Origin of the sequence: Lysinibacillus sp. NPDC058147, assembly GCF_042884205.1 — a bacterium.
GTDB lineage: Bacteria > Bacillota > Bacilli > Bacillales_A > Planococcaceae > Lysinibacillus.
This window is the reverse complement of record NZ_JBHVUJ010000001.1, coordinates 709,748-733,915: the sequence shown is the minus strand read 5'-3', so window position 1 is coordinate 733,915 and position 24,168 is coordinate 709,748. Positions and strand designations below refer to the sequence as shown.

General features: G+C 35.8%; 24 protein-coding genes and 1 pseudogene. 4 read left to right on the top strand and 21 right to left on the bottom strand.

What is annotated here, in order from left to right:
• Positions 1–72 precede the first annotated feature (72 nt).
• The 12 genes from spo0A to nusB form a co-directional block, all read right to left on the bottom strand.
• A complete protein-coding gene (gene spo0A, locus ACFVT8_RS03570; RefSeq protein ID WP_053483724.1) occupies positions 73–864 on the bottom strand; it encodes a sporulation transcription factor Spo0A in 792 nt (263 codons plus the stop codon).
• A 329-nt stretch (positions 865–1,193) separates the two neighbouring features.
• Positions 1,194–2,141 (bottom strand): SpoIVB peptidase S55 domain-containing protein, encoded by a 948-nt coding sequence (locus ACFVT8_RS03565; RefSeq protein ID WP_387081927.1) that lies wholly within the window; start codon positions 2,139–2,141, stop codon positions 1,194–1,196.
• Between the two features lie 120 nt (positions 2,142–2,261).
• Positions 2,262–3,953 (bottom strand): DNA repair protein RecN, encoded by a 1,692-nt coding sequence (gene recN / locus ACFVT8_RS03560; RefSeq protein ID WP_387081928.1) that lies wholly within the window; start codon positions 3,951–3,953, stop codon positions 2,262–2,264.
• Between the two features lie 35 nt (positions 3,954–3,988).
• Positions 3,989–4,438 carry a transcriptional regulator AhrC/ArgR gene (gene ahrC / locus ACFVT8_RS03555; RefSeq protein ID WP_053483721.1) on the bottom strand — a complete coding sequence of 150 codons (450 nt, stop codon included), beginning with the start codon at positions 4,436–4,438 and terminating at the stop codon, positions 3,989–3,991.
• 100 nt (positions 4,439–4,538) lie between these two features.
• On the bottom strand, positions 4,539–5,357 hold the full coding sequence (locus ACFVT8_RS03550) for a TlyA family RNA methyltransferase (protein WP_387081929.1): 819 nt from the start codon (positions 5,355–5,357) through the stop codon (positions 4,539–4,541).
• On the bottom strand, positions 5,357–7,258 hold the full coding sequence (gene dxs, locus ACFVT8_RS03545) for a 1-deoxy-D-xylulose-5-phosphate synthase (RefSeq protein ID WP_387081930.1): 1,902 nt from the start codon (positions 7,256–7,258) through the stop codon (positions 5,357–5,359). Before dxs ends, ACFVT8_RS03550 begins: the two co-directional genes overlap by 1 nt.
• A gap of 164 nt (positions 7,259–7,422) precedes the next feature.
• Positions 7,423–8,304: a polyprenyl synthetase family protein gene (locus ACFVT8_RS03540; RefSeq protein ID WP_387081931.1), complete on the bottom strand. Its 882-nt coding sequence runs from the start codon at positions 8,302–8,304 to the stop codon at positions 7,423–7,425.
• Positions 8,305–8,307: 3 nt separating this feature from the next.
• Positions 8,308–8,541 carry an exodeoxyribonuclease VII small subunit gene (gene xseB, locus ACFVT8_RS03535; RefSeq protein WP_053483717.1) on the bottom strand — a complete coding sequence of 78 codons (234 nt, stop codon included), beginning with the start codon at positions 8,539–8,541 and terminating at the stop codon, positions 8,308–8,310.
• A 2-nt stretch (positions 8,542–8,543) separates the two neighbouring features.
• Positions 8,544–9,896, bottom strand: coding sequence for an exodeoxyribonuclease VII large subunit (gene xseA / locus ACFVT8_RS03530; protein ID WP_387081932.1), 1,353 nt, complete (start codon positions 9,894–9,896; stop codon positions 8,544–8,546).
• 510 nt (positions 9,897–10,406) lie between these two features.
• The gene (locus ACFVT8_RS03525; RefSeq protein ID WP_387081933.1) at positions 10,407–11,213 is read right to left on the bottom strand and encodes an undecaprenyl-diphosphate phosphatase; all 807 of its coding nucleotides are present in this window, start codon (positions 11,211–11,213) and stop codon (positions 10,407–10,409) included.
• Between the two features lie 146 nt (positions 11,214–11,359).
• Entirely contained in the window at positions 11,360–12,226 is an 867-nt protein-coding gene (gene folD / locus ACFVT8_RS03520; protein WP_387081934.1) for a bifunctional methylenetetrahydrofolate dehydrogenase/methenyltetrahydrofolate cyclohydrolase FolD, read from the bottom strand.
• Positions 12,227–12,259: 33 nt separating this feature from the next.
• A complete protein-coding gene (gene nusB / locus ACFVT8_RS03515) occupies positions 12,260–12,640 on the bottom strand; it encodes a transcription antitermination factor NusB (RefSeq protein WP_100544800.1) in 381 nt (126 codons plus the stop codon).
• Positions 12,641–12,881: 241 nt separating this feature from the next.
• Here nusB and ACFVT8_RS03510 point away from each other — a divergent pair, with 241 nt between their 5' ends.
• Together ACFVT8_RS03510 and ACFVT8_RS03505 are read left to right on the top strand one after the other, a co-directional pair.
• The gene (locus ACFVT8_RS03510; RefSeq protein WP_387081935.1) at positions 12,882–13,049 is read left to right on the top strand and encodes a DUF2197 domain-containing protein; all 168 of its coding nucleotides are present in this window, start codon (positions 12,882–12,884) and stop codon (positions 13,047–13,049) included.
• Positions 13,050–13,231: 182 nt separating this feature from the next.
• Entirely contained in the window at positions 13,232–14,401 is a 1,170-nt protein-coding gene (locus tag ACFVT8_RS03505; protein ID WP_387081936.1) for an MFS transporter, read from the top strand.
• Between the two features lie 84 nt (positions 14,402–14,485).
• Here ACFVT8_RS03505 and ACFVT8_RS03500 read toward each other — a convergent pair whose 3' ends face one another.
• The 3 genes from ACFVT8_RS03500 to ACFVT8_RS03490 form a co-directional block, all read right to left on the bottom strand.
• On the bottom strand, positions 14,486–14,896 hold the full coding sequence (locus ACFVT8_RS03500) for an Asp23/Gls24 family envelope stress response protein (RefSeq protein WP_387081937.1): 411 nt from the start codon (positions 14,894–14,896) through the stop codon (positions 14,486–14,488).
• Between the two features lie 252 nt (positions 14,897–15,148).
• Positions 15,149–15,607, bottom strand: a complete 459-nt coding sequence (locus ACFVT8_RS03495) for a hypothetical protein (RefSeq protein WP_387081938.1) — start codon at positions 15,605–15,607, stop codon at positions 15,149–15,151.
• A 288-nt stretch (positions 15,608–15,895) separates the two neighbouring features.
• Positions 15,896–16,078: a hypothetical protein gene (locus tag ACFVT8_RS03490; protein ID WP_387081939.1), complete on the bottom strand. Its 183-nt coding sequence runs from the start codon at positions 16,076–16,078 to the stop codon at positions 15,896–15,898.
• 987 nt (positions 16,079–17,065) lie between these two features.
• Here ACFVT8_RS03490 and ACFVT8_RS03485 point away from each other — a divergent pair.
• A complete protein-coding gene (locus tag ACFVT8_RS03485) occupies positions 17,066–17,260 on the top strand; it encodes a hypothetical protein (RefSeq protein WP_387081940.1) in 195 nt (64 codons plus the stop codon).
• Positions 17,261–18,369: 1,109 nt separating this feature from the next.
• On the opposite strand, the gene ACFVT8_RS03480 is transcribed toward ACFVT8_RS03485, so the two are convergent.
• Both ACFVT8_RS03480 and ACFVT8_RS03475 read right to left on the bottom strand, forming a co-directional pair.
• The gene (locus ACFVT8_RS03480; protein WP_387081941.1) at positions 18,370–19,305 is read right to left on the bottom strand and encodes an alpha/beta fold hydrolase; all 936 of its coding nucleotides are present in this window, start codon (positions 19,303–19,305) and stop codon (positions 18,370–18,372) included.
• A gap of 313 nt (positions 19,306–19,618) precedes the next feature.
• Positions 19,619–19,777, bottom strand: coding sequence for a hypothetical protein (locus tag ACFVT8_RS03475; RefSeq protein WP_387081942.1), 159 nt, complete (start codon positions 19,775–19,777; stop codon positions 19,619–19,621).
• Between the two features lie 287 nt (positions 19,778–20,064).
• Here ACFVT8_RS03475 and ACFVT8_RS03470 point away from each other — a divergent pair.
• Positions 20,065–20,913: pseudogene (locus tag ACFVT8_RS03470) on the top strand (IS3 family transposase); the annotation flags it as partial.
• 73 nt (positions 20,914–20,986) lie between these two features.
• Here the strand turns inward: ACFVT8_RS03470 and ACFVT8_RS03465 are convergent.
• From ACFVT8_RS03465 to ACFVT8_RS03450, 4 genes are all read right to left on the bottom strand, one after another.
• Positions 20,987–21,502, bottom strand: coding sequence for an alpha/beta hydrolase family protein (locus ACFVT8_RS03465; protein WP_387081943.1), 516 nt, complete (start codon positions 21,500–21,502; stop codon positions 20,987–20,989).
• A 17-nt stretch (positions 21,503–21,519) separates the two neighbouring features.
• On the bottom strand, positions 21,520–21,969 hold the full coding sequence (locus tag ACFVT8_RS03460) for a hypothetical protein (RefSeq protein WP_387081944.1): 450 nt from the start codon (positions 21,967–21,969) through the stop codon (positions 21,520–21,522).
• Between the two features lie 322 nt (positions 21,970–22,291).
• Positions 22,292–22,576 carry a hypothetical protein gene (locus ACFVT8_RS03455; RefSeq protein WP_387081945.1) on the bottom strand — a complete coding sequence of 95 codons (285 nt, stop codon included), beginning with the start codon at positions 22,574–22,576 and terminating at the stop codon, positions 22,292–22,294.
• Positions 22,577–23,357: 781 nt separating this feature from the next.
• Positions 23,358–24,098: a tyrosine-type recombinase/integrase gene (locus ACFVT8_RS03450; protein ID WP_387081946.1), complete on the bottom strand. Its 741-nt coding sequence runs from the start codon at positions 24,096–24,098 to the stop codon at positions 23,358–23,360.
• Between the last annotated feature and the right edge of the window lie 70 nt (positions 24,099–24,168).

Sequence of the window (24,168 nt, the reverse complement as noted above, 5' to 3'; positions counted from 1 at the left end):
TATAAAATACGCTGTATAATTGCAATAAATTATAAATTTTATCGGTCATTCATTCGCTATGCCTGTCGTTGTTTAACTCGCCATCATATCAATGCGAATCTTGTCTGCAATCATTGCGATGAATTCGCTATTTGTCGGCTTCGATTTTAAATGATGTACCGTATAACCAAACATTGACGAAATCGATTCATAATTACCACGATTCCATGCGACTTCAATGGCATGACGAATCGCACGTTCAACTCGTGATGGAGTCGTGTTGAATTTTTTAGCAATTTCAGGATATAAAATTTTCGTCACAGAGCCTAATAACTCGATATCTTCGAACACCATCTGAATAGCCTCTCGCAAATATGAGTAACCTTTAATATGTGCAGGAACGCCAATTTCTTTAATAATGGCTGTAATCGTGCTGTCTAATTGATGTTGATTTAATTTTTGAGGTGCCGCTGGTTGTAAGACACTTGTCTTTTTAGGAAGCGTTGCCTTCTGTCCAGCACAATGTAAGATCTTTTGAACCAATTGATCAAATTCAAATGGCTTTAGCATAAAATAGGATGCGCCTAAGTCTACAGCCTGTTTCATCACATCTTCTTGTCCAAAGGCAGTTAACATTATAACTTGAATTGATGACATTCGTTCATTTTGATACATCGACTCTAAAACAGCTAACCCATCAAGATGTGGCATGATTATATCTAGAAGTAAAATATCTGGTGTGAATTCCTCAAGCATTTGTAAACAAACTTTCCCATTTGAAGCAGTTGCAATTATTTCAATTTCTGGATGCCCTTGAAAATACTGCTCCATCGTTTTTAATAACTCACGATTATCATCTGCAATCGCTACTTTAACCTTTGTCATTTAAATTCCTCCTTCTGAACTTTGCGATGAATCACTTCAAAGCGTTACCTATCCCCTAATGCATTTTTTTGCACACTGTGGAATTTTCGACATTTTTGTTTTAAAAACCTTTTCTATTTCCAAAAATGAGTATGTAGTCCGATACTTTCTTTTTATATCGACAAGTTATGATAAATACCTAATGCTTATACCATTTATTTTAGTGAAAAAATTGAGATAAAACTACAGTTTTTTTTAACTATCGCTAATCGCTTCATAAATAAACGAAATACTTGGTGAACATGATATTTTTATGAAAGAATGGAGCTACCTTTAGGCAGCTCCTTCGTTTATGATGATTTTTTTAACATTTCTGCTACTGTAAGTGCTGCTCCTTTTTTCGGCTCCTCCACAAACATATGTGTAACCGCACCTACAAAACGACCGTCTTGAATGATAGGACTGCCACTCATCCCCTGCAAAATACCGCCTGTTTTCTCAATGAGCTTTTTGTCAGTTACTATAAATTCAAGGCGTTCATTTTCGACCTTTGTAATTTCAATTGAAAAAGTTTCCACTTTACTGCCCTCGATCGCCGTGTAGATTTCAGCCTTCCCTGTTTTTATATCCTTTTCATGCATAATTTCAATTGCTTTAGGTAAACTTTGTTGATAACCGTCTTCCCAACGGCCAAAAATTCCATAAACTGTGTTTTTATCTATACTACCTAATCGATCCTGATGTTTTTCAATGGAGGATATTTTATAGCCAGGTTGGCCAGGTATACTTTTACGAATTTGCTGAATTGAAGCTAAAAATATGGAGCCAGCATGGAAAATAGGGGCTTCTTGTAAGGTTGAATCAACGATTTGGTGGCCTAATGCACCGTAATTTTTTGTCTCTGGATCAATGTATGTCAATGTTCCTACTCCATCTGTTTCATCTTTTAGAAAGGAAATAACATGTTCTGCTTCTTGCTCCTGTAAATCAAGTGTCACTTCTTTTCCTTCACTTTTTATCGTCCATTTCTGTTGTCCTTGACGAGCAACAGCTTGTTTGGCATCTGCAAGCGTTTTTACTGTAATATCATTTATTTTTTCAATAACAGCGCCTCCTTTCATCCACTGATTGGAAGCTAATAGCACATCATGCGCTACAAATACATGTGATAAATGCAGTTGAATTCCAATTGCTTCGCCCATCGGAATAAGCTTCTTTGCAGCGAAAGCTTGTACGGGCATGAATAATAAAACGATGAGTATAGGCAAAATGACAAATTGACGCCAACGACGATACATACGACACCTCCTTTTTGTTTTTGTCTTTTTACTATGTGTTGTTGTGGCATTCTTATAAGCGGTAAATATTTGTGCAAAAAGAAAAAACCCAGAAACAACGAACTGTTTCTGGATTCTTTGCTATCTCATTTGTTTTTTTCGTTCATTAGCCATTTTTAAGAGCTCTGTTGCGTGCTGCAAAGTTAAATCTGTAATTTCCGCTCCAGATATCATGCGACTAACTTCTTCAATACGAGCATCCGTATCTATTTCCAGCAATGACGTAAACGTTCGATCATGCTCGACTTCTTTTTTAATAAAATAATGATGATCAGCCATCGCAGCTACTTGCGGTAAATGCGAAATACATAAAACTTGCGAGTTAATGGATACTGCTGCAATTTTTTCTGCGATTGCTTGGGCTACCCGACCACTTACACCTGTATCTACCTCATCAAAAATAATAGAAGTTATGCCATTAGAGGATGAGAAAATCGTCTTTAACGCAAGCATCATACGTGATAATTCTCCACCAGAAGCAATTTTCGGTAAAGATTTTGGCGGCTCGCCCACATTTGTAGAAATATAAAAAATTACTTGATCTTTACCATTCGCATCAAAGTAAGGTAATTCATCAAAATTAACAATAAATTTTGCTTTTTCCATATGTAATTCACGTAGTTCGGCCATAATAGCTTCACTTAAGTTATGTGCAGCTTCCTTTCGTATAGTAGAAAGTTCTGCAGCAAGTTCATTTAGTACCGATTCCATTTCCAGTACTTTTCGTTCTTTTACTTGCAAAATCTCGTCTCGATTTAAAAGCTCATTTAGCTCTGTTTTAATTTTATCGTAATACGCTAAAATTTCTTCAACTGTTGAGCCATATTTACGTTTCAAATTTTGTAATAAGGCTAAACGTTGCTCAACCTCATTTAAACGAGCAGGATCAAATTCTAATTCATCCAAGACATTTTTGACCTGGTAGGCAGCGTCCTGTAATGCATAAAATGCAGTAGTGACGGATTCTGATGCCTCTTTAAATTGCTCGTCAATAGTCGCAGCATCCTCTAAAGCACCCATTGCATTGCCAATCCAGTCAAGGCCTTTTGATTCACCTTGAATAGCTTCATACGCTGCACTGGAGCGTTCGAAAATCTTATTGAAATTCATTAGACGGCGACGTTCGTCAAGTAACTCATCTTCCTCGCCAAGTTTTAAATTGGCATCCTCCAGCTCTTTCATTTGGAATTGGTACAAATCAATACGTTGCGCCATTAATTGTTCATCAATCGAAATTGAAGCTAATTCTTTTTTTAGTGAACGATATTCATCATATTGTGAACTGTACAAATCTAGAATTGGTGTAAGTTGTTCCTCGGCAAAGTGGTCAAGCAAATAGATATGCTGTTTCTCATCCATAAGTTCTTGATTTTCATGCTGTCCATGAATATCGATGAGACTAGACCCAATATCACGTAGTACAGATAATGGCACAAGTTTACCATTTACTCGACAAACACTTTTTCCAGAATCATTTAAATCACGACGCAAAATAATGGTATCTTCTTCAATTTCAATGCCGGCCTCTTCAAGTTTCTTATAAACAGGATGCCCAGAACTTGAAATTTGAAATAAACCACCTAATTCAGCCTTTTTAGCTCCATGACGAATAAATTCCGAATTCCCACGGCCGCCAGCAAGTAAATGCACTGCATCGATAATAATTGATTTTCCTGCACCTGTTTCACCTGTTAAAACAGTTAAACCACCTGAAAAACTAACTGTTAAATCCTCTATGATGGCAAAGTTTCGAATACTAAGCTCTCTTAACACAAAATGTCACCTCTGTATCAAATTACCCTGCTATTTTATAGCATGTCTAATAAGCGATTTTTTGTATTTTCACGCTCATCTTCGTTACGACAAATAATTAAAATTGTATCGTCTCCAGAAATAGTTCCTAAAATTTCAGGCCAATCTAAATGATCAAGTAGTGACGCGATAGCATTGGCATTACCTGGAAGAGCCTTCATTACTAGAAAGTGTGATGCACCGTCAATGCTGACAAAAGCATCGGCTAACGCACGATGTAATTTTTGTATAGGATTGAAACGTTGGTCTGCGGGCAAGCTATATTTATAGCGTCCATCCTGTAAAGGTACTTTAACAAGATGGAGTTCTTTAATGTCACGTGATACTGTTGCTTGTGTCACATTATAGCCTGCATCCTTTAAAAAATCGACTAAATCATCTTGTGTTTCAATTTCATGGTTAGCAATAATGTCCCGAATTCGTATATGTCTTTGTCCTTTGTTCATATCGGTCACCTCTTATAAATAGTTAGATATTTGTATATTTACACTACCATTTTAAACATAAAAGCACAAGAAAAAACACGGCTCTATAAACGAGCACGTGTTATTTTAGTGCACTATGCGCTTCTTCAACGAGTGCATTAAAAGCTGTATATGCAGGAATTTCTTCATTACCAATAGGATTCACTAAATGGAATAAAAATTCAATATTCCCTTCGCCTCCTGTAATTGGCGAAAACGAAGCATCCTTAACGACAAAGCCAACCTCTGTCGCCATTGCAGCTGTTTTTTCTAAAACTTCTAAATGTACTTTTTTATCACGAACAATGCCTTTTTTACCGACATTCTCTTTCCCAGCTTCAAACTGAGGCTTTACCAAAGCCATTACATCGCCACCTGGCATTAACACTGTTTTTAGGACAGGTAAAATAAGCGATAATGAAATAAAGCTAACGTCAATTGTTGCAAATTCTGGTAAGCCCTCTGTTAAATCTGCCGCTGTCGTATAACGGAAATTTGTTTTTTCCATTACAGTTACACGTTCATCAGAACGGATTTTCCATGCTAGTTGGTTGGAACCAACATCCAATGCATAGCAATGTCTTGCACCATTCTGTAATGCGCAATCAGTAAATCCTCCTGTAGAGGAGCCAATATCAAGCATTAGCTTCCCCTCTACAGACATATCAAAAATTTGTAGCGCTTTCTCAAGTTTCAAGCCGCCACGACTAACATATTTTAAATCAGAGCCTTTTACTTGTAGTGGTGCATCTACAGCAATCTTTTCCCCCGCTTTATCGATGCGAGTTTCATTAGAAAAAACAAGTCCTGCCATAATAGAGCGCTTTGCTTTTTCTCGCGTTTCGCATAACCCACGCTCTACAAGTAAAATGTCTACACGTTCTTTTGGTTGTTTTGTCATTATTTATTCAAACCTACTTGCTGTTTTTGTTGAAGTAACACATGCATACGTGCCACTGTATCCTCAGCCGTCATATGAATTTCAGCGAGTAGCTGATCAACATTACCATGCTCAATAAAATGATCAGGTATCCCCATACGATCGATTATTGCACTTAAATAGCCATGGTCATGGGCAAATTCTAATACACCACTACCAAAACCACCTTGTAAGACTGCCTCTTCAATCGTCAATATCGGTTTACGGCTTGTTAATATACGGTGAAGCATATCCTCATCCATCGGTTTAATGAAACGAGCATTGACTACTTCTATCTCTACACCTTGCTGTGCTAGAATAGTGGCTGCTTCCATTGCCATAGGAATGGTCGTACCAAAAGTTAAAATCGTTGCATCCTTACCTTCACGCAACACTTCCCAGCTACCAATTGGTAACGTCATAAGTTCATCATCTAACGGAACGCCTATACCATTACCTCGCGGATAACGTAACGTAATTGGGCCGCTATCATAGTCAATGGCTGTTTTCACCATATGCTGACCTTCATTTTCATCTTTTGGCATCATAATTGTCATATTTGGTATATGACGAAGGAATGCAATGTCAAATACGCCTTGATGTGTTTCACCGTCTGCACCAACTAAACCTGCACGGTCAATGCCTATAAAGACATTTAGGTTTGGACGTGCGATATCATGTAATACTTGGTCATACGCACGTTGAAGGAATGTTGAGTAAATGGCTAAAAATGGCTTCATTTTTTGTGTTGCTAGACCTGCTGCCATCGTTGCCGCATGTTGTTCTGCGATACCTACATCGAAGAAACGTTCTGGGAAATCCTTTTGGATACCTTGTAATTTCGAACCAACTGGCATTGCAGGAGTAATTGTGACAACTCGTTTATCCTCATGGGCAATTTTGCGAACTGTCTCAGCAATCAAACTACTCCAAGCTGGGCCTTTCGTCTCTGACTTTACAAAGGCACCGTTTTCAATTTTATAAGGTCCTGTCCCATGCCAATTACCAATTGTATCATCTTCAGCTGGTTTATAGCCTTTGCCTTTTTTCGTAATGACATGTACGAGCACTGGGCCTTTTACTTTTTTAGCTTGTGATAACGTTGCCTCAAGAGCGTCAAAATCATGTCCATCAATCGGACCTAGATATTTAAATCCTAGCTCCTCAAAGAACACTCCTGATACCACTAAATATTTTAAGCTATCCTTTAGGCGCTCAGCAGTTGTAGCAAGCTTACCACCTAACACAGGAATCTTATTAATGAGCGATTCCAATTCTTCTTTTGCTTTTGAATATTCTTTGGCTGTACGAAGACGCCCTAGTACATTGTGTAACGCTCCGACATTTGGAGCAATTGACATTTCATTATCGTTTAAAATGACAATCATATTTGTTTTAGCATGGCCGATATGGTTTAATGCCTCCAGCGCCATACCGCCAGTTAAAGCTCCATCTCCAATAATTGGTATCACGAAGTTCTTTTCTTTTTTGATATCACGTGCTGCTGCCATACCCATGGCTCCTGACAAAGATGTCGAGCTGTGACCGGTCTCCCACTCATCATGTTCACTCTCCACACGCTTTGGAAAACCACAAAGCCCATTGAACTGACGTAATGTATCAAATTGATTTGCACGACCTGTCAAAATTTTATGCACGTAAGCTTGGTGGCCAACATCCCATAAAAACTTATCTTGTGGACTGTCAAACATTTTATGGAGCATAATTGTTAGCTCCACAACACCTAGGTTCGGTCCGATATGACCACCTGTGACAGAACATTTTTCGATTAAGAAGGTACGAATTTCTTTTGCAAGTCGCTCAAGCCCCTTCTTATCTAAGCTTTTTAAAAAGGCTGGACTAGTTATCTTATTTAAATCCACCTTTCTCACACACCTTTTCAATAAATTATTCACCGCAATCGTGTTTCCACTATTATAACAGTGTTATTAATATGCTAAAAGTACGAACACTTTATTGTTTGCACATCGGCAAACGCCCTCACCTATTCTAGCATATTATGTGCCTTTAACGCCTCGTTTTTCCCCTAGTTTTTACGATGTACAATATAGGCTGCAAACTCACGCAATAAGCTGGCATCTACTTCCAATTTATCTAGTGCGTTAATGGCATGCTGATAATGCTCAGCAAGCTTTTCTTTTGCCCCATCTAAAGATAATAGAGCTGGGTATGTGCTTTTATCACTTGCTACATCTTTACCGGCAGTTTTACCTAGTTCTTCTGTAGTCCCCTCAATATCTAAAATATCGTCTTGAATTTGGAAGGCAAGACCGATATGATGCGCATATTCCGTTAAAGTTTCGCGAGTTTCTTGCGTTACATCAGCTAACACTGCTCCCGCTTCAATACTAAATCGTAAAAGAGCGCCCGTTTTATTGATATGGACATGCTCAAGCTCAGCTAAGTCTAGCTGACGCTTCTCACCTTCCATATCGAGTACTTGACCCCCAACCATACCTTCTGCACCAGCTGCTTTACTTAACAGATTGACTAGTTCAATACGTTTTTCAGCTGAGACATCCATGCGTGCTAAAATACCAAACGCAAGTGTATTTAAGGCATCCCCTGCAAGAGTCGCTAAAGCCTCGCCATAAACTTTATGATTTGTAGGCTTACCTCTACGGAAATCATCATTATCCATACTTGGTAAATCATCATGGATTAACGAATACGTATGAATGATTTCAACAACTGATCCTACAGTTAAACCATCCTTCAAATTCTTATTGTATAGTTCAAGAACAGCCAATACGAAAAGAGGTCGAATACGTTTACCTCCGGCTTTTAATGAATAAAGCATTGAATCTTTTAAATTAGCTGGTGCATCAATTTTCTCAACTAGTGCAAACATTTCAGCTTCAACTTGTGGTATGTTGCTTTCAATAAAATGTTTTAATTGCTCGTTCATTTCTTAGTTCTCTCCCTTTAGTGGATCAAATGCTGTAGTCTCACCTGTCTCTTGGACAATAGAAATTAATTGCTCCTCAGCATGTTGTAGCTTGCTATGGCAAAATTGTGATAGTTCCATACCTTGTTTATATAAATCAATCGCGTTTTCTAGAGGTACATCGCCTTGCTCTAACTGACGGACAATTTCCTCAAGTGCCGTCATTGCATCTGCGAAAGTTTGTTGTTTCTCTGCCACAATTATTCCCCCTCATTTTTTGGCAAGATCTTTACTACATCTGCTATAACCTTTCCATCGTGGAAGGAAAGTGTTAACTGATCATGCGGCTTTACATCAGCCGATGATTTTAACATTTGATTATCTTTATAAGCTACTGTGAAGCCCCTTGTTAAAATGGCAAGTGGATTCAATGCCTCTAAAGTTCTGACAGTTGCCTCAAATTGTTGTTTTTGCTTCGTTACGTAATGCGTCGCAGCACGAGTTAATTGTTGGACGTTAGTTTCTAGCTCTCGTTGATGGAAAGCTAATGCCTTTTTAGGTGAATGCTGCTCTACCGCACTATGTAAATGTTGAAACTGCGCTGTTTTCTTCATTAAATCGACCTGCATCGCTTTTTGCAATCCTGATTCAAGTTGTGCTAGCTTTTCCGTAAAAGGTCGATATAAGCGTTCTGGCATCGATAAAGGATAAGATTGTTGGAGCTTATTTAGACGTTGACGCTCTGCCATAAGTTGCGCTCTTACAATTTGATGCAGTTGTGATTTTTGTGTAAGTACCCGTTGAAACAAATCTTGTTGATCGGGTACAGCCATTTCAGCCGCTGCAGTTGGTGTCGGTGCGCGCAAATCAGCTACATAATCCGCGATAGTCGTATCGGTTTCATGACCTACTGCACTAATAATCGGGATACGGCTTCCAAAAATCGCTCGTGCTACAGCTTCCTCATTAAATGCCCATAAATCCTCAATCGATCCACCGCCACGCCCAACAATCAGTACATCGCAACTCTCATCGATATTCGCTCGCTCAATATTATGAACAATATTTGGCGCTGCTTGTGCTCCCTGTACTAGGGTTGGATAAATAAAAACTTCGGCAAGTGGATAGCGTCTCTTTAATGTTGTACAGATATCTCGAATGGCAGCACCTGTTGTCGACGTTAAAACACCGATTTTTTCTGGAAACCTCGGAATTGGTTGTTTCCACTCAGGTTTAAAAAGCCCTTCTTTTTGTAACTGCTCTTTCAGCTGGTTAAAGGCAACAAACAAGCTACCAATTCCATCTGGTTGCATTTCCTGTACATATAATTGATATGTACCGTAGCCTTCATAAACGTTTACATCTCCGCGGATAAATACTTGCATACCTTCCTTTGGTTCAAACGCTAATTTTGTGGCTGCTGTTTTAAACATGGTAGCAGCAATTCGTGCTCCATCATCCTTTAATGTAAAGTAAATATGCCCTGATTGATGTATCTTGACATTAGATAGCTCACCCTTTACATAGACTTCACGTAAATGCGGATCAGCATCAAATTTCCGTTTAATATATTTTGTTAATGCTTTTACAGTTAAATAAGAAGCAGATGACATTTTTCCGGCTCCTTTACTAAAATCAAGTTTTTCACAAAACTACACCTATCATAACATTTTTTATTGCACCTGACGTGCCAAAATGCAGTTTCGTTAGAAAAAACGACTGTCTTTCATAGTATTGAAAACCTTACTATAACATTTCTATATAATAGTTACCTCAATAAAGCTTTCATAAAATGATATAACTGCTTGTGCAAAATGTATCAGATTTACAAATTACGAAATTTCACTACAACTCTCCTGCAAAGCGAGGGGTTGATTTCCGTTCCTACTGAGCGCTTTCAAGGGGACGGATTGTACCGCCTGAGCGACGGTAAGAAACCCAAGCGACGGATATATCTGTCACAGTGACGGTATGAACTGCCGGAACGACGGATCGAACCGCCAGTGCAACGATCAGTAACCTCCTCATTTAAACGCTAAGACATTTACTAAAAATACCTAACATTTCATTTTTTTAACAACAAAATAGCCTCACAACTAATTAAAGTTATGAGGCTTTATAAATTAATAAAATATTAATAAGAGAGTACCTACAAGAAAGCAATAATATGTAAAGTAGCTGAGCTTGCCACTTTTCATGATTCCCATAAACCAACGCATTGCAAAATAAGTCATGAATAATGTCACAACAAATGTCGACGTGTAAGGAATTAATAAAGCACCTTTATTTGGCTCATTTAAAAAATCTGAAATTCCAAGGACAACCCCACCTAGACTTACGGGAATATAAAGCATGAAGGAAAATCGCAAAGCAGTTTCCTGCTTCATACCAACTGTAATGGCTGAAATAATGGTTGCTCCCGAACGGCTAATGCCAGGTGTTAATGCAACAGCTTGACCAAGACCTACGATAATGGCGTCTTTAGCAGTCAAATCCGCATCCTTTTTCGTACCACGCATATTACGAATTAGCCATAGGGCAATACCTGTCACAAATAGCATAAGAGCTATCGTAGTCATATTAACATTATCAGCAATAACATCCCGTAATAAAAAACCTAAAACGCCTGCTGGAATAGAACCAATCACAATGAATACGGCAAAACGGAAATCAGCTTTATAACGATTCTTTCCTGTTTTTAGATAAAGGAAAAAGTTTGTGATAAGTCGGACAATATCCTCGCGATAAATATAGACTATAGCTAGTAAAGAAGCTGTGTTTGTTAAAATAGCAAAAGTAAAACCTTGCTCACCGAGACCAAGAATTTCGCTAGCAATCATAACATGTCCGCTCGATGATACAGGAATTGGCTCAGTAAATCCTTGTACAAGACCGATAATGATATGTTTGATTATAAGTATTAAATCCATAAAAACCTCCCTATTAATATGTATGACCCAAACGTTACATTAGACGTATGTTTACCCAGAAAGTAAAATAACGCAAAAAAAGCTATCTCAATAAAAATATTGAGATAGCTTTTTTGCAAACTAAAGAGTCATTCAATCATTCAAAATTATAACTTAACTGTATGTGCAAGCTTATTTTCTGCTGCTTGAACTGTGTTGAATAGAAGCATAGTAATTGTCATTGGTCCTACACCGCCTGGTACAGGTGTAATGTGAGAAGCAATACCATCGACCTCATTAAAGTTTACGTCACCGCAAAGCTTGTTGTTTTCATCACGATTAATGCCAACATCTATAACAACTGCGCCTTCTTTAACATGTTCCTTCGTAATAAAGTTTGCACGTCCAACTGCCGCAATTAATATATCTGCTTGTTTAGTGAATGAAGGTAGATTTGGTGTTTTGGAATGCGTATATGTAACGGTTGCATCTTTTTGTAGAAGAAGTTGTCCCATTGGTTTCCCAACGATATGACTACGACCCACGATAACCGCATGCTTTCCTGCTATTTCAATTCCTGAATATTCAAGAAGCTTCATTACGCCAAACGGTGTACAAGGCAAAAATGTTTCTTGGCCAAGCATCATTTTCCCAACACTTACTGGTGAGAAGCCATCAACGTCTTTTTCCACAGCAATTGTGGCAATAACAGTATCCTCATCAATATGTTTTGGGAGTGGTAATTGTACTAAAATCCCATGAATATCTTCACGTTTATTTAATAATTCAATTTGTGCTAATAATGCTTCCTGCGTAGTCTCTTCTGGCAGTTTGATTAACTCAGAAAACATACCGATAGCTTCACAAGATTTTTGCTTATTTCTCACGTATGTAGCCGAGGCTTGGTTGTCTCCTACTAAAACAACCGCTAAGCCTGGTGTTAATCCCTGCTCTTTTAAACGTGTTACTCGCTCTGCTACTGAATTACGAATTTCTTGACCAATTTCTTTACCATTAATAATTGCACTTGACATAGACCTTAGTTACTCCTTCCAATTCAACACATTTTATTGTTCTGTAAATTTAGAAAGTACGCCATTAACAAATTTCGACGAGCCATCGTCGCCAAATGTTTTGCATAACTCGATTGCTTCATTAAGTACTACTCTTTTTGGTGTTTCTGGCATGTATAAAATCTCGTATACAGCTAGACGTAAAACCGTTCTTTCAATTTTAGGTAAACGGGCAAGTGACCACTTTTCAAGATGCTGCTCTAAAGTAGCATCGATTTCCTCTAAATGTTCAACTGTTCCAGTAACAATCTTTTCGTAGAAGACATTTGTAGGTTGTCCTTTAATATGACCCATTGCTTCTTCTACTGTTAGTTCAGTATTGTCTAGCTGAAACAAAACTTGCAACGCTTTTTCGCGTGCCTCATGTCGTTTCATGTAAAGCTCTCCTTCTTAAGTGGCATTAAGGTTTATAATAGCATAAATTCGTACGAGAAACACGAATTCAAGCAAGTTTTCAATAATCTGATACCTTTTTCAAGCAAGTTTTTGTTTATTTTAATACCCTTCAATCAACTTTATGAAATTAAATTTAGAAAAATGAAAAACCATCATTATCTTTTAAATAACAATAATGTTATAATTAAGGAAATTAACTTCATTTTCCGAGGTGTTCATTATGCATTATGAAGTTACATGTACAAGCTGTAAAAGAACTTTCAAGTTATATGAGGGTGAGGAACAATATAAGCAATACAAAGAACGTAAATCCCACTTATTTTACTGCGAGAATTGTAAACATAAAATTCGTTTTGATGCCATAAGAGATTTCTTTAGAAATTACTAGAGAATGCCTGCTACATTGACTTCGGAGCATCAAAGGAAATTTCTTGAGCCACCTTGTATAGCTACGAACGAATACTTCCACACTGAAAAAATCAAAACAAATCTTTTGACCCTATAGTTACTATAGGGTTTATTGTATTACATGGAAATATTCTAGTAGATTTAGATTTGAAGGAGAACAAAATGAATAAGAAACAAATTTTAACCTTAAGTATTTTATTATCGAATTTATTCATTGCCTTTTTAGGTATTGGTTTAGTTATACCCGTGCTACCTACAATCATGAATGAGCTAAAAATTTCAGGCTCAGTCGTTGGTTATATGGTGGCGGCATTTGCTATTACTCAACTTATAGTGTCACCGATTTCCGGTAAAATGGTGGATAATATTGGCCGAAAAATTATGATCGTTGCAGGTCTTTTTATATTCGGTTTTTCAGAGCTGTTATTCGGGCTTGGACGCACAATTGAAATACTCTTTATCTCACGTATGCTTGGTGGTGTAAGTGCTGCCTTCATTATGCCGGCGGTCACTGCTTATATCGCTGATATTACAACCTTGTCACAACGTCCAAAGGCACTAGGTTATATGAGTGCAGCGATTAGTACTGGCTTTATTATCGGACCTGGTATCGGTGGATTTTTGGCGGAATTCGGAACACGCATACCATTTTACGCTGCTGGTATACTTGGATTTTTAGCAGGTATCTTGTCATTTATTTTGTTAAAAGAACCGACACGTGCTTCAGATGGTGAAGAATCTGCACCATCAATTTTAGGCAGTGTGAAGCGTATTTTTAGTCCACTCTACCTTATTCCATTCGTGCTTATTTTCGTACTATCATTTGGTTTAGCAGCATTTGAATCGTTATTTAGCCTATTTGTGGATCATAAATTTGCATTTACACCTTCAGATATCGCGATTATTATTACGGGGAGTGGAATAGTCGGGGCCCTTGCTCAGCTAGTGTTATTCGATGGGCTTACAAAGAAAATGGGCGAAATCAATCTTATTCGTTATTCGCTCGTCCTATCTGCTGTACTAACCTTTGCTATGACCGTTGTTAGCCACTATTTCGCAATATTATTTGTAACATTCTTTATTTTCGTCGGCTTCGATTTAATACGTCCTGCCGTTACTTCCTATTTATCGAAAATCGCTGGTAATGAACAAGGTTTCGTTGGTGGCATGAACTCTATGTTTACAAGTCTCGGTAATATATTCGGCCCTATTTTAGGTGGGGTATTGTTCGATATCAATTTAAACTATCCATATTACTTTGCGACAATTGTTTTAACAATCGGCGTAATACTCGCTTTATTCTGGAGAAAGCCAAAGCATATTGAAATATAATAAAGAAACGATATTAATTACTACTGATCAATTTCCGTTAACAAATATGAAAAAGAAGGATTGCCTATAGGGCAATCCTTCTTTTTATTCATGTACAGCTACTTCTTCTTTTTCAAAGTGAATACCTGTAATGTGAACATTCACTTCAGCAGTTTCAAGTGCTGTCATATTAAAAATCGCTTGGCGAATTTGAGTTTGTACTTCCTTCGCCACTTTTGGGATTGTATAGCCGTATTTTACAGAGCAAAATACATCAATGGCAATCTCACCAGTTTCAGTAACACCCGATTTAATGCCTTTATTGTGAACTTTTTTACCGAAGCGTTCTACTACGCCTGTAGCAATATTACCACGAGTTGCCGCGACCCCTTCTACCTCGTTCACTGCGATTCCGGCAACAACCTCGATTACTTCCGCTGCTACTTCAATTTTCCCAAGTTCTTCTTTTCCAGAAGGCGTTGGTTGTACGAAAGATTGTCCTACTTTCTCTGCCATACAAATATCATCCTTTCCCTTACACATCACAAACAAATGCTGTACTTACGCTTATTATACTATAAAAAGGAATGTTTGGCTTAGTAAAGCCGATTTAATTTATTTGGGACAGGCTAATAGCGACAAATTCAAATAATTTCTCAATAAAAATGAAAAGCGAAGAAATCTTCATAGATTTCTTCGCCAAAACAATGTTCTTTATCTTCAAGTAAAAATATATCCATTCAATAATAGTTCCCTTTAACGGACTAACTAATCTACTTCTAAAGCGAAGGCGTAGAAAGCGTCGCCACGAGATAAATTCGCTTCCTTTTCATCTTTCCACCATACGCCATATGAATAATAATAAACTCCAGGCTGTGTAGGTGCTGTAAAATGATTGTCTTTGACCATGACTTCAATTTCTTTGTTATCACTCATTTGTACAACATGAATTTCATTTGGTTTTGGTTCGTATTCCATCACAAGTGTTATATTTTCACCAGATTTAACTTTTATAGGTTTTTTACCTTCTAATAGTTCAACCGGTCCAGCGGTATCAACGCATTTATTTGGCCAACAATAGGTACCGAGTGTAGTTTCAAATTTTTTATTATCAATTTCTATATAGACTTTAGGAGGCTTTCCTCCTGGCAATCCATTAGTATTTGAACACCCCATTATGATAAGTCCAAAAAGAGCTACTAAATATAAAAAATATTTCTTCTTCATACATATCCCCCCTTTATATTTGACGCACTCGTTAATACAACGTTACAAAACAGTTTTTATATTTGAAAAGCCTATTTTTATATAATTTGACACTTGAGCTTTCCCTTCTCCTTTCGTACTATCGTTTAATAATACGTAATTTACAAGTATATGAAATACATAGAATTGGCGTTAAGCACTTTTTTATCGTATGTTACGTTCAGATTCAAACACGTTTGTATGCTACCGGATGTAATTCGGTATTCATCAGATATTTCGATGTTTAGTTTTATTCCAATTCCCCCTTCATTAAATAACGTTCATCATTAGTTCCATTTCAGACGCTGCGTAAATTACGTTGCTGACCGTTAAAGGTTCGCCCATGTATACATATAAGGCACCCTGACCTTCAATGTAATATACGTCTATTTTACGCCCAGTTCGTTCGAGTAGTTTGCGTTGGATATTAATAATACTTGCTGCAATATTCATTCCGTTCAATCCCCCTTATAATTCCGTTTGATTTTGCTAAACACTTAAGATGATAAATACGTCGACTGGCGATTTAAAACCGGTTTTAACCACGTTTATAAAGGCGAAATAAGGCGCTTAGCTTCCTCATTATTAATACCCGAGCATAGGATTAAAAAGCTAAATAAATTTGCTGTAGTTCATTTAACATATTCAAAAGAAACTTCAAGTGATTTTCCTATTACATTACTATTTACATTGAGTGAGTTAGAAGAATACTGTAAGACTGTTTCAAAATTTGATTAAACAAACAGGGGATATTAGTTAAAACTAATAAAAGCGGCGTTGGCGCAACTAACTTTCAACGTCCATTGTTAGCGCAACGATTAGTCGTATTCTTTAATGGTTTGTGTGCGTATGCCCGATAAGCGCATTTGTTCTTTAACGATGATTAGCGCAAAATATGCACTTATATGATTACCCTTTAAACGAACTCAATTAACAATTAACGTCACTCATAAATGTTGGCGCTGTTATTAGCGCTTTTTTTCGTTTTAGGATTAATCGTTTTTAGTTCGATCGAATTCATATTTTTAAATCAAAAATGCCGGTACGCTGATCATTTTTATGCACAAAAAAGACCCCTAACTAATCAGTTTCGTTAAAGGGTCTAAAAATCGGATATTCCATTTTGTTTTATTCCTAATTCTATTCCGCTCACAAATATCGCACAACTATTTAGCGAGCATCAGCGATTGAAACACCGACTTGCGTTGCGTCTGTCTTCTTTCAAATTCGAGTATTGTATAGGAATTTTTCTGCATTTAGTTGCGCTTTATTACTGAATAGATTTCTAAGCTACTAAGTCCTTATCGGCTCGGTAGATTATAACAGTCAATCTCATTTGTTACATTTTTACCATTAATCTACCAACTAAAACTTTGCTATGTTACAATTTCGATATAGTAAAAATTACTATTTAGTTAAAAAAGTAGGAGGATTTGAGTTGTGAATAGTTTAAATACAGAAGATATGAATCATTTTAATTCAGGAGATATTTTATTTAGTGCTTTCTCGATTTTCGGGTTATTACTTTCTCTTGTTCCATTTATTTTTTTCGTTTGGTTTGCTATCAGTACAACTAAGCAATTAAAAAGGAAATCAATACTATTGGAAGAAATCAATGAAAAATTAAAACGTTAACAAGGACTATTATCACCTTTTAACAAACCAAACAATAGCCATCATACATAAATCTAAGGGCTTGTGTTAGCGTAACACCCGATGTACACAAGTCCAATTCCTCGGAATCCCCACCTTTATATGCTTCTGACTCTAAAAACTATATTTACGACTCTAAACTTTATGCTACCGTTGACACTCGTGCATATTCGTATTTAGCCATTATATCGCTCCTAAGTTTTGATAACATTTATAAGGCTATACTATCGTATTAGTAAAACGCTCCAATATTGGCAAGTTATTACATTATTGAAGTAAAAAAAATAAGACGAACTATAATCGACTTACGTTTATTAAACACCCCAACTGTTTGAATAAGCGAGCGTCTACATTACCACGCTTCTCATTTTATTAACTTATATCAATAATTCTGACTACTCCCACAGCTAAAGCAGTGGGGTTCTTATGTACTTAAGAGAAGCGTTACAAAGCTCTCCACAGATGGTGTTGCCATGTCCTGTGTACAACATCTTCCAAGACAAAAGCATTCTTATTAGTATGTAAGTCTAGCTTTATGCGTGCTTGGTCTACTGATAAATTTCGTGTATGCAACGTCAATCACTCTCCTTAATTCGGAGTATAACGTCCTTGACACCGCATGAAAATAGGCTTTCATGACTTTTATTTTGAGCTATTAAAACGCTTTATGAACTTATAGGGATTCCTGCGCTTAAAGTTTGGAAGCTGTATGCTCCCTGTAATGTCATTCAAATCAAATATCCCTGTTCTCTGTTTATTTTTGGACATAAAAAACCTCCTAACTAATTAAAGTTAGAAGGTAATAAAATTGCGAACTTTGATAGATATTCTATTCCCCAAATCCACAAATCAATTACTTGCTTGTCCCCAAAATATCATTTTCTTCAAGGAACTTCGTATTGAATTGCGCTGATTTGAAAACATCATTGTTCATCAATGCCTGGTGAACGGAATTGTTGTGTTAGAAAAAAATCACAAGTGATTCATTCACTTGAATACCATCTTTCTTTCCTTCACGAATTAATAGTCCAAATATATTTTTCTATAGATATAAAGATCGTTGATATACTGCCATTTAAAGGTTGGTAAAACTATTTTTGCTCTTTGATATTTATCAAAGACTGATTAAACTTGACTGACTCTTCCCACTGGGGAAAATGACTTGAATTTTCGAACCAAACGATTTTTTTTGCTGTTTTTATTGTGTGATAGTAATCCTCTACTAATGAAGAAGAAACATGCTTATCATGACGCCCTTCAAAAAACGTAATAGGGACATCGAAACTCTTGTATTCACTAAAATCAATTTTCATGAGCTCTTGCCATAAATATTGAATAGATTGCAGACTCCCTTTTTCGCGGTTGATTAAATCTTTAAATGTGTACTTTGATGAAAAAATGAAATCCCTTACCAGTTGGTTGTAATTGCTTTTTCCATATAATGAATGTCTGTATCGAACTACTAATTTAGTAACAAATAATAAATCGTTTAACCACTCTTTTTGAGTCAATGTAAGGTCAATATTTTCCAATCGCTGAACAATCTTTTTTTTATTTTGTTCTTGACTTTCTTTCAGAACAAAATCATATTGACACTGCAACCCTTTTTTCATGTTAACAACTTGACCACATCCAAAATAACTATGTACTAGCTGTGGATATTTTTTAATAAAAATTAAACCTAGGACACTTCCCCACGAGTGCCCTAAAAGGTAAACTTTCTCTTGTTTAAACGTTTCTAATAAATATTGAATTAAACTGTATAGATCTTCTATATAAGTTTCAATAGTTATTTGTTCCTCTTTCGAAAAAGCATAGTAAGATTTCCCAGCCCCTCTTTGTTCCCAGACTACAACATTAAATGTTTTTCCCAGTTCTGAGTTATATTTATAAATCAGTGGTAAAGCAGCATCACCTGGACCACCATGTAAATACACTAACAGAGGCAGATTGTTATCTTCACTAAAAATGGAAATAAATTGTTTTGATGAGCCAATTTTTATATAGTTTGACACTTGAGTTTTCATTTTCTTCCCCTTTCTTACTATCATTTTCGATTCGAGATAACATCTTTAAATTTGTGCCACTACAGCGCCACCTTCCATTCCATATCCAGTCTATAAAATTGCAAGTACTTACTTTGTGTTGATCCTGAATTATTTTTATTGTATCATTTTTCCAAAATTTATTTTATTTAAGCGTCAATAAGTACAATAGTATATAAAAAAATAAGCCGATCCTAAAATCGACTTACATTTATTAAATATCCCATAAGCGAGAGTCTACACGACCACGCTTCTCACTTTATTAACTTTTATAAATTATTGTAAATATGTAGTGTTACTGTCTTTTTTCAACAAATAACAAAATTAGTGTTGCAAATGGACCTAACACAAGAGAAAGTAAAAACCAATTGAACCCCGTTCTATTCTTCCCTTGTGCAAGTGCAGCATTTATCAATGCCAATGTACCCCAACCTACGACATATTGATTATCCATCATCTGTCCTCCCTATTTCATTTAACCCTACTGCACCGTTAGTGTAGATTTCTTCATAAATTTGATTATAACACATCCAAATAACATGCTTCATAAAAGGTGTTAATACTGTTAAATCAAATACGCCTGAACACTAATTAATTTTAGACAAATAAAAAACCTCCTGACTAGTAAAGTCAGAAGGTATAAGAAATAGACGTTAGCGTTCTATTTTGTTGTTAACGAAACAATTATTTGTTTGTCCCTAAAACATCATTCTCTTCAAGGAACTTCGTATTGAATAAATCAAAGCGCAAGTAATTTATGGACTAAAGGAAATCTATGAAGTGGTGGAATTAATCAAAGTCACTGATATTCCACGCAGTAATATTATTACTGGGAAAAGCGTTTGAATCGTACTGATAAATACGCTGATGTGAAAGTCGCAATTCAGTCTATTTATCATGAACATAAGGGACGTTATGGTTATCGGCGAATTGCCAAAGAACTAAAAAAATAAGGCATTCAACATGATCCTAAAACGATTAACTGTTTGATGAATGCCATTGGCATAAAGTGTGAAGTCCGCATGAAAAAATACCGTTCGTATAAAGGAAACGTCGGTAAAATCGCCCCAAACATATTACAACGCGATTTTACGGCGCAAAAAATGAACGAGAAATGGGTAACAGACGTGAAAGAGTTCCATCTATTTGATGAAAAACGCTATTTATCACCTGTCCTTGATTTATGCAATGGCGAAATCATTGCATATACGGTAATGAATCGTCCAGTGTATAAGCTAGTCCATAATATGTTAGAAAAAGCATTGGCGCCTTCAATCAGGTGATCAAGTCATTCTTCATTCGGATCAAGGTTGGCATTATCAAATGAAAAAGTATCAACAAACATTAAAACAACATGGAATTACACAGAGTATGTCCCGTAAGGGCAATTGTTTGGATAACGCAGTCATTGAAAATTTCTTTGGCTTATTAAAATCTGAACTCCTGTATCTACAAGAATTTGAATTCATGGCACATTTTGAACAGGAACTCAAAGACTATATTCACTATTACAATCACAAACGAATGAAAGAAAAATTAAAAGACCTAAGCCCGGTGAAGTACCGAACTCAGGTCTTAGAAGTTGCTTAACTAAAAATGTCTAACTTTTTTGGGTCAGATCACTAAATGTACACTTGCTTTTAAAATTGAATAATATGCGCTTTTAATTACTTACATAAGGTGCTAAAGCAGAAATTCCATGATTGTCAGTAACTGCTTTTTTATGAGTCAACGAATACGCGTAATAGCCTGCTAAATCTCCTGATATACTACCTTTTGGAGTATAGTTTATTGTTTTGTAAGTTGGAATGCTTGATGGTACAGCTCCTTTAAATCCAAAATAGGCCATTTTGTCACTATGCATATCATATACACCATTTAGCCATTCATTTTCAATATATAGGTTTTTAATTTCTGAATCATATACTTTGTTTATATTCGCATTCCATTGTGTAGATGAAATTTGATTCTTAGGAATTGGAAGTGGATTAAACGTATAAACTCCGCTTATTGTCTTTTTATTAACAGCACCACCATATTTCCATGGAGTACTAGTTAACCAATTAGCTGATCGAATATCTAAATAAGTTTTAGCAGCTAAGTAACCACCTAGTGAATGGCCAGTAAAATACCACTGATAACCGCTATACGTTGGGTAATTAGAATATATGTAATTCAAGTATAGTTGAATTTGGTTTAGTTGCCCTGGTGTACACCTTCAGCAATGTTTTTAGAAGTTAATATATCTGATAATGACTTTGAATCTGTACCAGCAAAAGCAAAATAAACCTTACCTACACTAGTGGCACTCGGCTCTTTTACAATTGTCATAATTTCAAGTCCTGTAGAATCTAAAGAACCAAGATTGCCATTTGTTTGTCTTGCTACTTCATGGAAGGGATTTCCTATAACGCTTAAAGTATCAATTACTTTAAATTTATTTCCGTATATTGCATTTAAGTTACTCTGGATTTTTTGCTTACCAGTTGAGAAACCATCTACGTTATATGCTTGTTTGGCGAAATTATAGTATACATCGTTTGGATTGTCTGCATATCCCGCTTGTGCTTTACTTGTATCCATAGTAAATGTAACTATTAGTAGGATAGCAGAAAGTAAAACTGTAAAACTTAATTTTTTAAACATAATAAAATATTACCTCCTTTAGTAAATTCGTTAGTAATCATCTGCTATTTTAGTTATTTTTTCTACATGTATATCGGAAATTAACAAGAAAATTACCAAAACGATAGATAACACTGCTTAATTCTCTTTAAAAACAGGTGAAGATACTTTCATCTGTTTCATTTTTTGAGATTTTAATGGGTTTAACTTACAATTAAATTAATAAGGAGTTGATGGAATATATTACTTCATTGATAAAGCTGTTTATATAATAAAGATTGATTATTTCTGGATGCGAATCTTCAATTAAAGCAACCCGTTAGTTTAAAAAGAACTTTAGTTTCTAAATAAAGCGATATTTACGTGAAAATTGCGTGATAACCAAAATAATCGTTAACCCAACAACGAGATACCACATTATATGAAAAGGAACTATGAACATTAATACACCAAATAAAATAGCTGTTAAAGTGCTAACTGTAATTAATTGTATACTCGTAAATTTATCTTTAATAAAATAATATAAAGTGAGTGGTATCGCTAAAGTAAATATCGGAATATAAATTGTTATAATAGATATTTTAATAAGGGATATTGAAAGTACTGCTATTACGAAGCCTATTGACATAGCAAGGCCTATTGATGAAAGCAGATATTGAGAAACAAACTAAAGAAACGAATGGCAACAGCAATATTGAAGGATTATGCGCTTTTTCTATATTCATTACATTTGTAAAACCTAAAAGACATAATAAAGTAAACGGAATCGTCAAATATCCTAATTCAAAGTGATTACCTAGATTAATATGACTAACCTCTAGTTTGCCGATCATTATTATTACAAGTGATGCACAAATTTGACCAATCATCCCCCAAATGCTTGATAATTTAAAAGCTTGCCTAAGTTTATCCGTAATTACAATTGAAACGATGCCAATTAATAAAGCTAAATATAACAAATTTTCCCTCTCGAAATAATTCATTAGAAATACTTAAAGTTAAATATCACTACCCAAAATTATACAGCATACAGAAAAATAACTAAATACAATAGTGATGCTTTGAACTAGATTACTCCGTTAGTTTAAGTACATTTCTTCAAAATCTCCAAAGTAAAATTATCACCTAAATTTCCAATAAATAAATCTCACCTTTAAAAATCTATAGAGATGAGATGTTTTTAATTAAACTTTATTACAAATTATCAATTTTTATTATAAATGATCAAACTTTTTTATAAAGCTACACATACTACTTCGCTTTGTACTTAGAGGTGGTATGGTATGGTATGGTACGGTTTTGTTCAGTTTTCTCGGTCAAGTTTGAGTAAAAGGAACAATTACTATGTCGCCTTTCTTGAATCTTGTAACATCTTTTACTAGTGATCTTTTTTATTTTAAATAGCATTCCTAATAGTTTCCAATATCTCTAAAAACAATGGTGATAATTGTATCAATACATATCCAAGCCCTGCATTCATAATCATCAATATCGCCTGTTAACAATAATGAATTTGTTTCAAAATCAATATGCTTTTCTTTTAACTGAATGAGTGTATTCATACGAATACCTGTCTTAAAGATTGTTTGAATGGCTACCGCATCACGAAACTGTATGAAATCCGTCATATCGAGTAATGACAATAAGATTGATAATTGCTTCTCATCTGCTGGGAGCTTGATTTTGGTATCCACACGTATACATACATCCTTCCAAAAGTTCTTCTCTAACCAACCATTATCATAGAAACGATTCAAAACAGCTTTAATTACTCGTAAGCGGTTTTGTTTCGAAACTTCTGAGATATCTCCTAGTTTCGAGAGCCAATTGAATATCACTTCTAGTGTAATTTCATAGAGAAATTCGATTCTCATAGCTTCCACTAAACGATTAAACGTGTATATATACTCCTTGACAGTTGCCTTCCTAACACCTGATAACCGCATTTGTTCTTTTACGATGAGTAGTGCATTAGCGACTTTGATGCCCTTCTTTCCTTCTTTCACCTCAGTTACGTCCACTAAAATTTTCGGTGGTGCAATTAGCTCTGTGTCATCCTGTTGAAATGCTCCATTAAAGTTTGGAAGCTGTATGCTCCCTATAATGTCATTCAAATCAAATATCCCTGTTCTCCGTTTATTTCTGGACACAAAAAACCTCCTAACTAATAAAAGTTAGAAGGTAATAAAATTGCGAACTTTGATAGGTGTTCTATTCCCT

Excerpts from the sequence above, each read along its gene's own strand:
- ACFVT8_RS03565 (WP_387081927.1), bottom strand. The coding sequence starts at position 2,141 with ATGTATCGTCGTTGGCGTCAATTTGTCATTTTGCCTATACTCATCGTT.
- ACFVT8_RS03540 (WP_387081931.1), bottom strand. The coding sequence starts at position 8,304 with ATGAACGAGCAATTAAAACATTTTATTGAAAGCAACATACCACAAGTT.
- ACFVT8_RS03505 (WP_387081936.1), top strand. The coding sequence starts at position 13,232 with ATGAATAAGAAACAAATTTTAACCTTAAGTATTTTATTATCGAATTTA.
- ACFVT8_RS03550 (WP_387081929.1), bottom strand. The coding sequence starts at position 5,357 with ATGACAAAACAACCAAAAGAACGTGTAGACATTTTACTTGTAGAGCGT.
- xseA (WP_387081932.1), bottom strand. The coding sequence starts at position 9,896 with ATGTCATCTGCTTCTTATTTAACTGTAAAAGCATTAACAAAATATATT.
- ACFVT8_RS03525 (WP_387081933.1), bottom strand. The coding sequence starts at position 11,213 with ATGGATTTAATACTTATAATCAAACATATCATTATCGGTCTTGTACAA.
- nusB (WP_100544800.1), bottom strand. The coding sequence starts at position 12,640 with ATGAAACGACATGAGGCACGCGAAAAAGCGTTGCAAGTTTTGTTTCAG.
- ACFVT8_RS03500 (WP_387081937.1), bottom strand. The coding sequence starts at position 14,896 with ATGGCAGAGAAAGTAGGACAATCTTTCGTACAACCAACGCCTTCTGGA.
- ahrC (WP_053483721.1), bottom strand. The coding sequence starts at position 4,438 with ATGAACAAAGGACAAAGACATATACGAATTCGGGACATTATTGCTAAC.
- spo0A (WP_053483724.1), bottom strand. The coding sequence starts at position 864 with ATGACAAAGGTTAAAGTAGCGATTGCAGATGATAATCGTGAGTTATTA.
- ACFVT8_RS03475 (WP_387081942.1), bottom strand. The coding sequence starts at position 19,777 with ATGGATAATCAATATGTCGTAGGTTGGGGTACATTGGCATTGATAAAT.
- ACFVT8_RS03480 (WP_387081941.1), bottom strand. The coding sequence starts at position 19,305 with ATGAAAACTCAAGTGTCAAACTATATAAAAATTGGCTCATCAAAACAA.
- ACFVT8_RS03495 (WP_387081938.1), bottom strand. The coding sequence starts at position 15,607 with ATGAAGAAGAAATATTTTTTATATTTAGTAGCTCTTTTTGGACTTATC.
- ACFVT8_RS03490 (WP_387081939.1), bottom strand. The coding sequence starts at position 16,078 with ATGAATATTGCAGCAAGTATTATTAATATCCAACGCAAACTACTCGAA.
- ACFVT8_RS03510 (WP_387081935.1), top strand. The coding sequence starts at position 12,882 with ATGCATTATGAAGTTACATGTACAAGCTGTAAAAGAACTTTCAAGTTA.
- ACFVT8_RS03455 (WP_387081945.1), bottom strand. The coding sequence starts at position 22,576 with ATGTCAATAGGCTTCGTAATAGCAGTACTTTCAATATCCCTTATTAAA.
- ACFVT8_RS03460 (WP_387081944.1), bottom strand. The coding sequence starts at position 21,969 with ATGTTTAAAAAATTAAGTTTTACAGTTTTACTTTCTGCTATCCTACTA.
- folD (WP_387081934.1), bottom strand. The coding sequence starts at position 12,226 with ATGTCAAGTGCAATTATTAATGGTAAAGAAATTGGTCAAGAAATTCGT.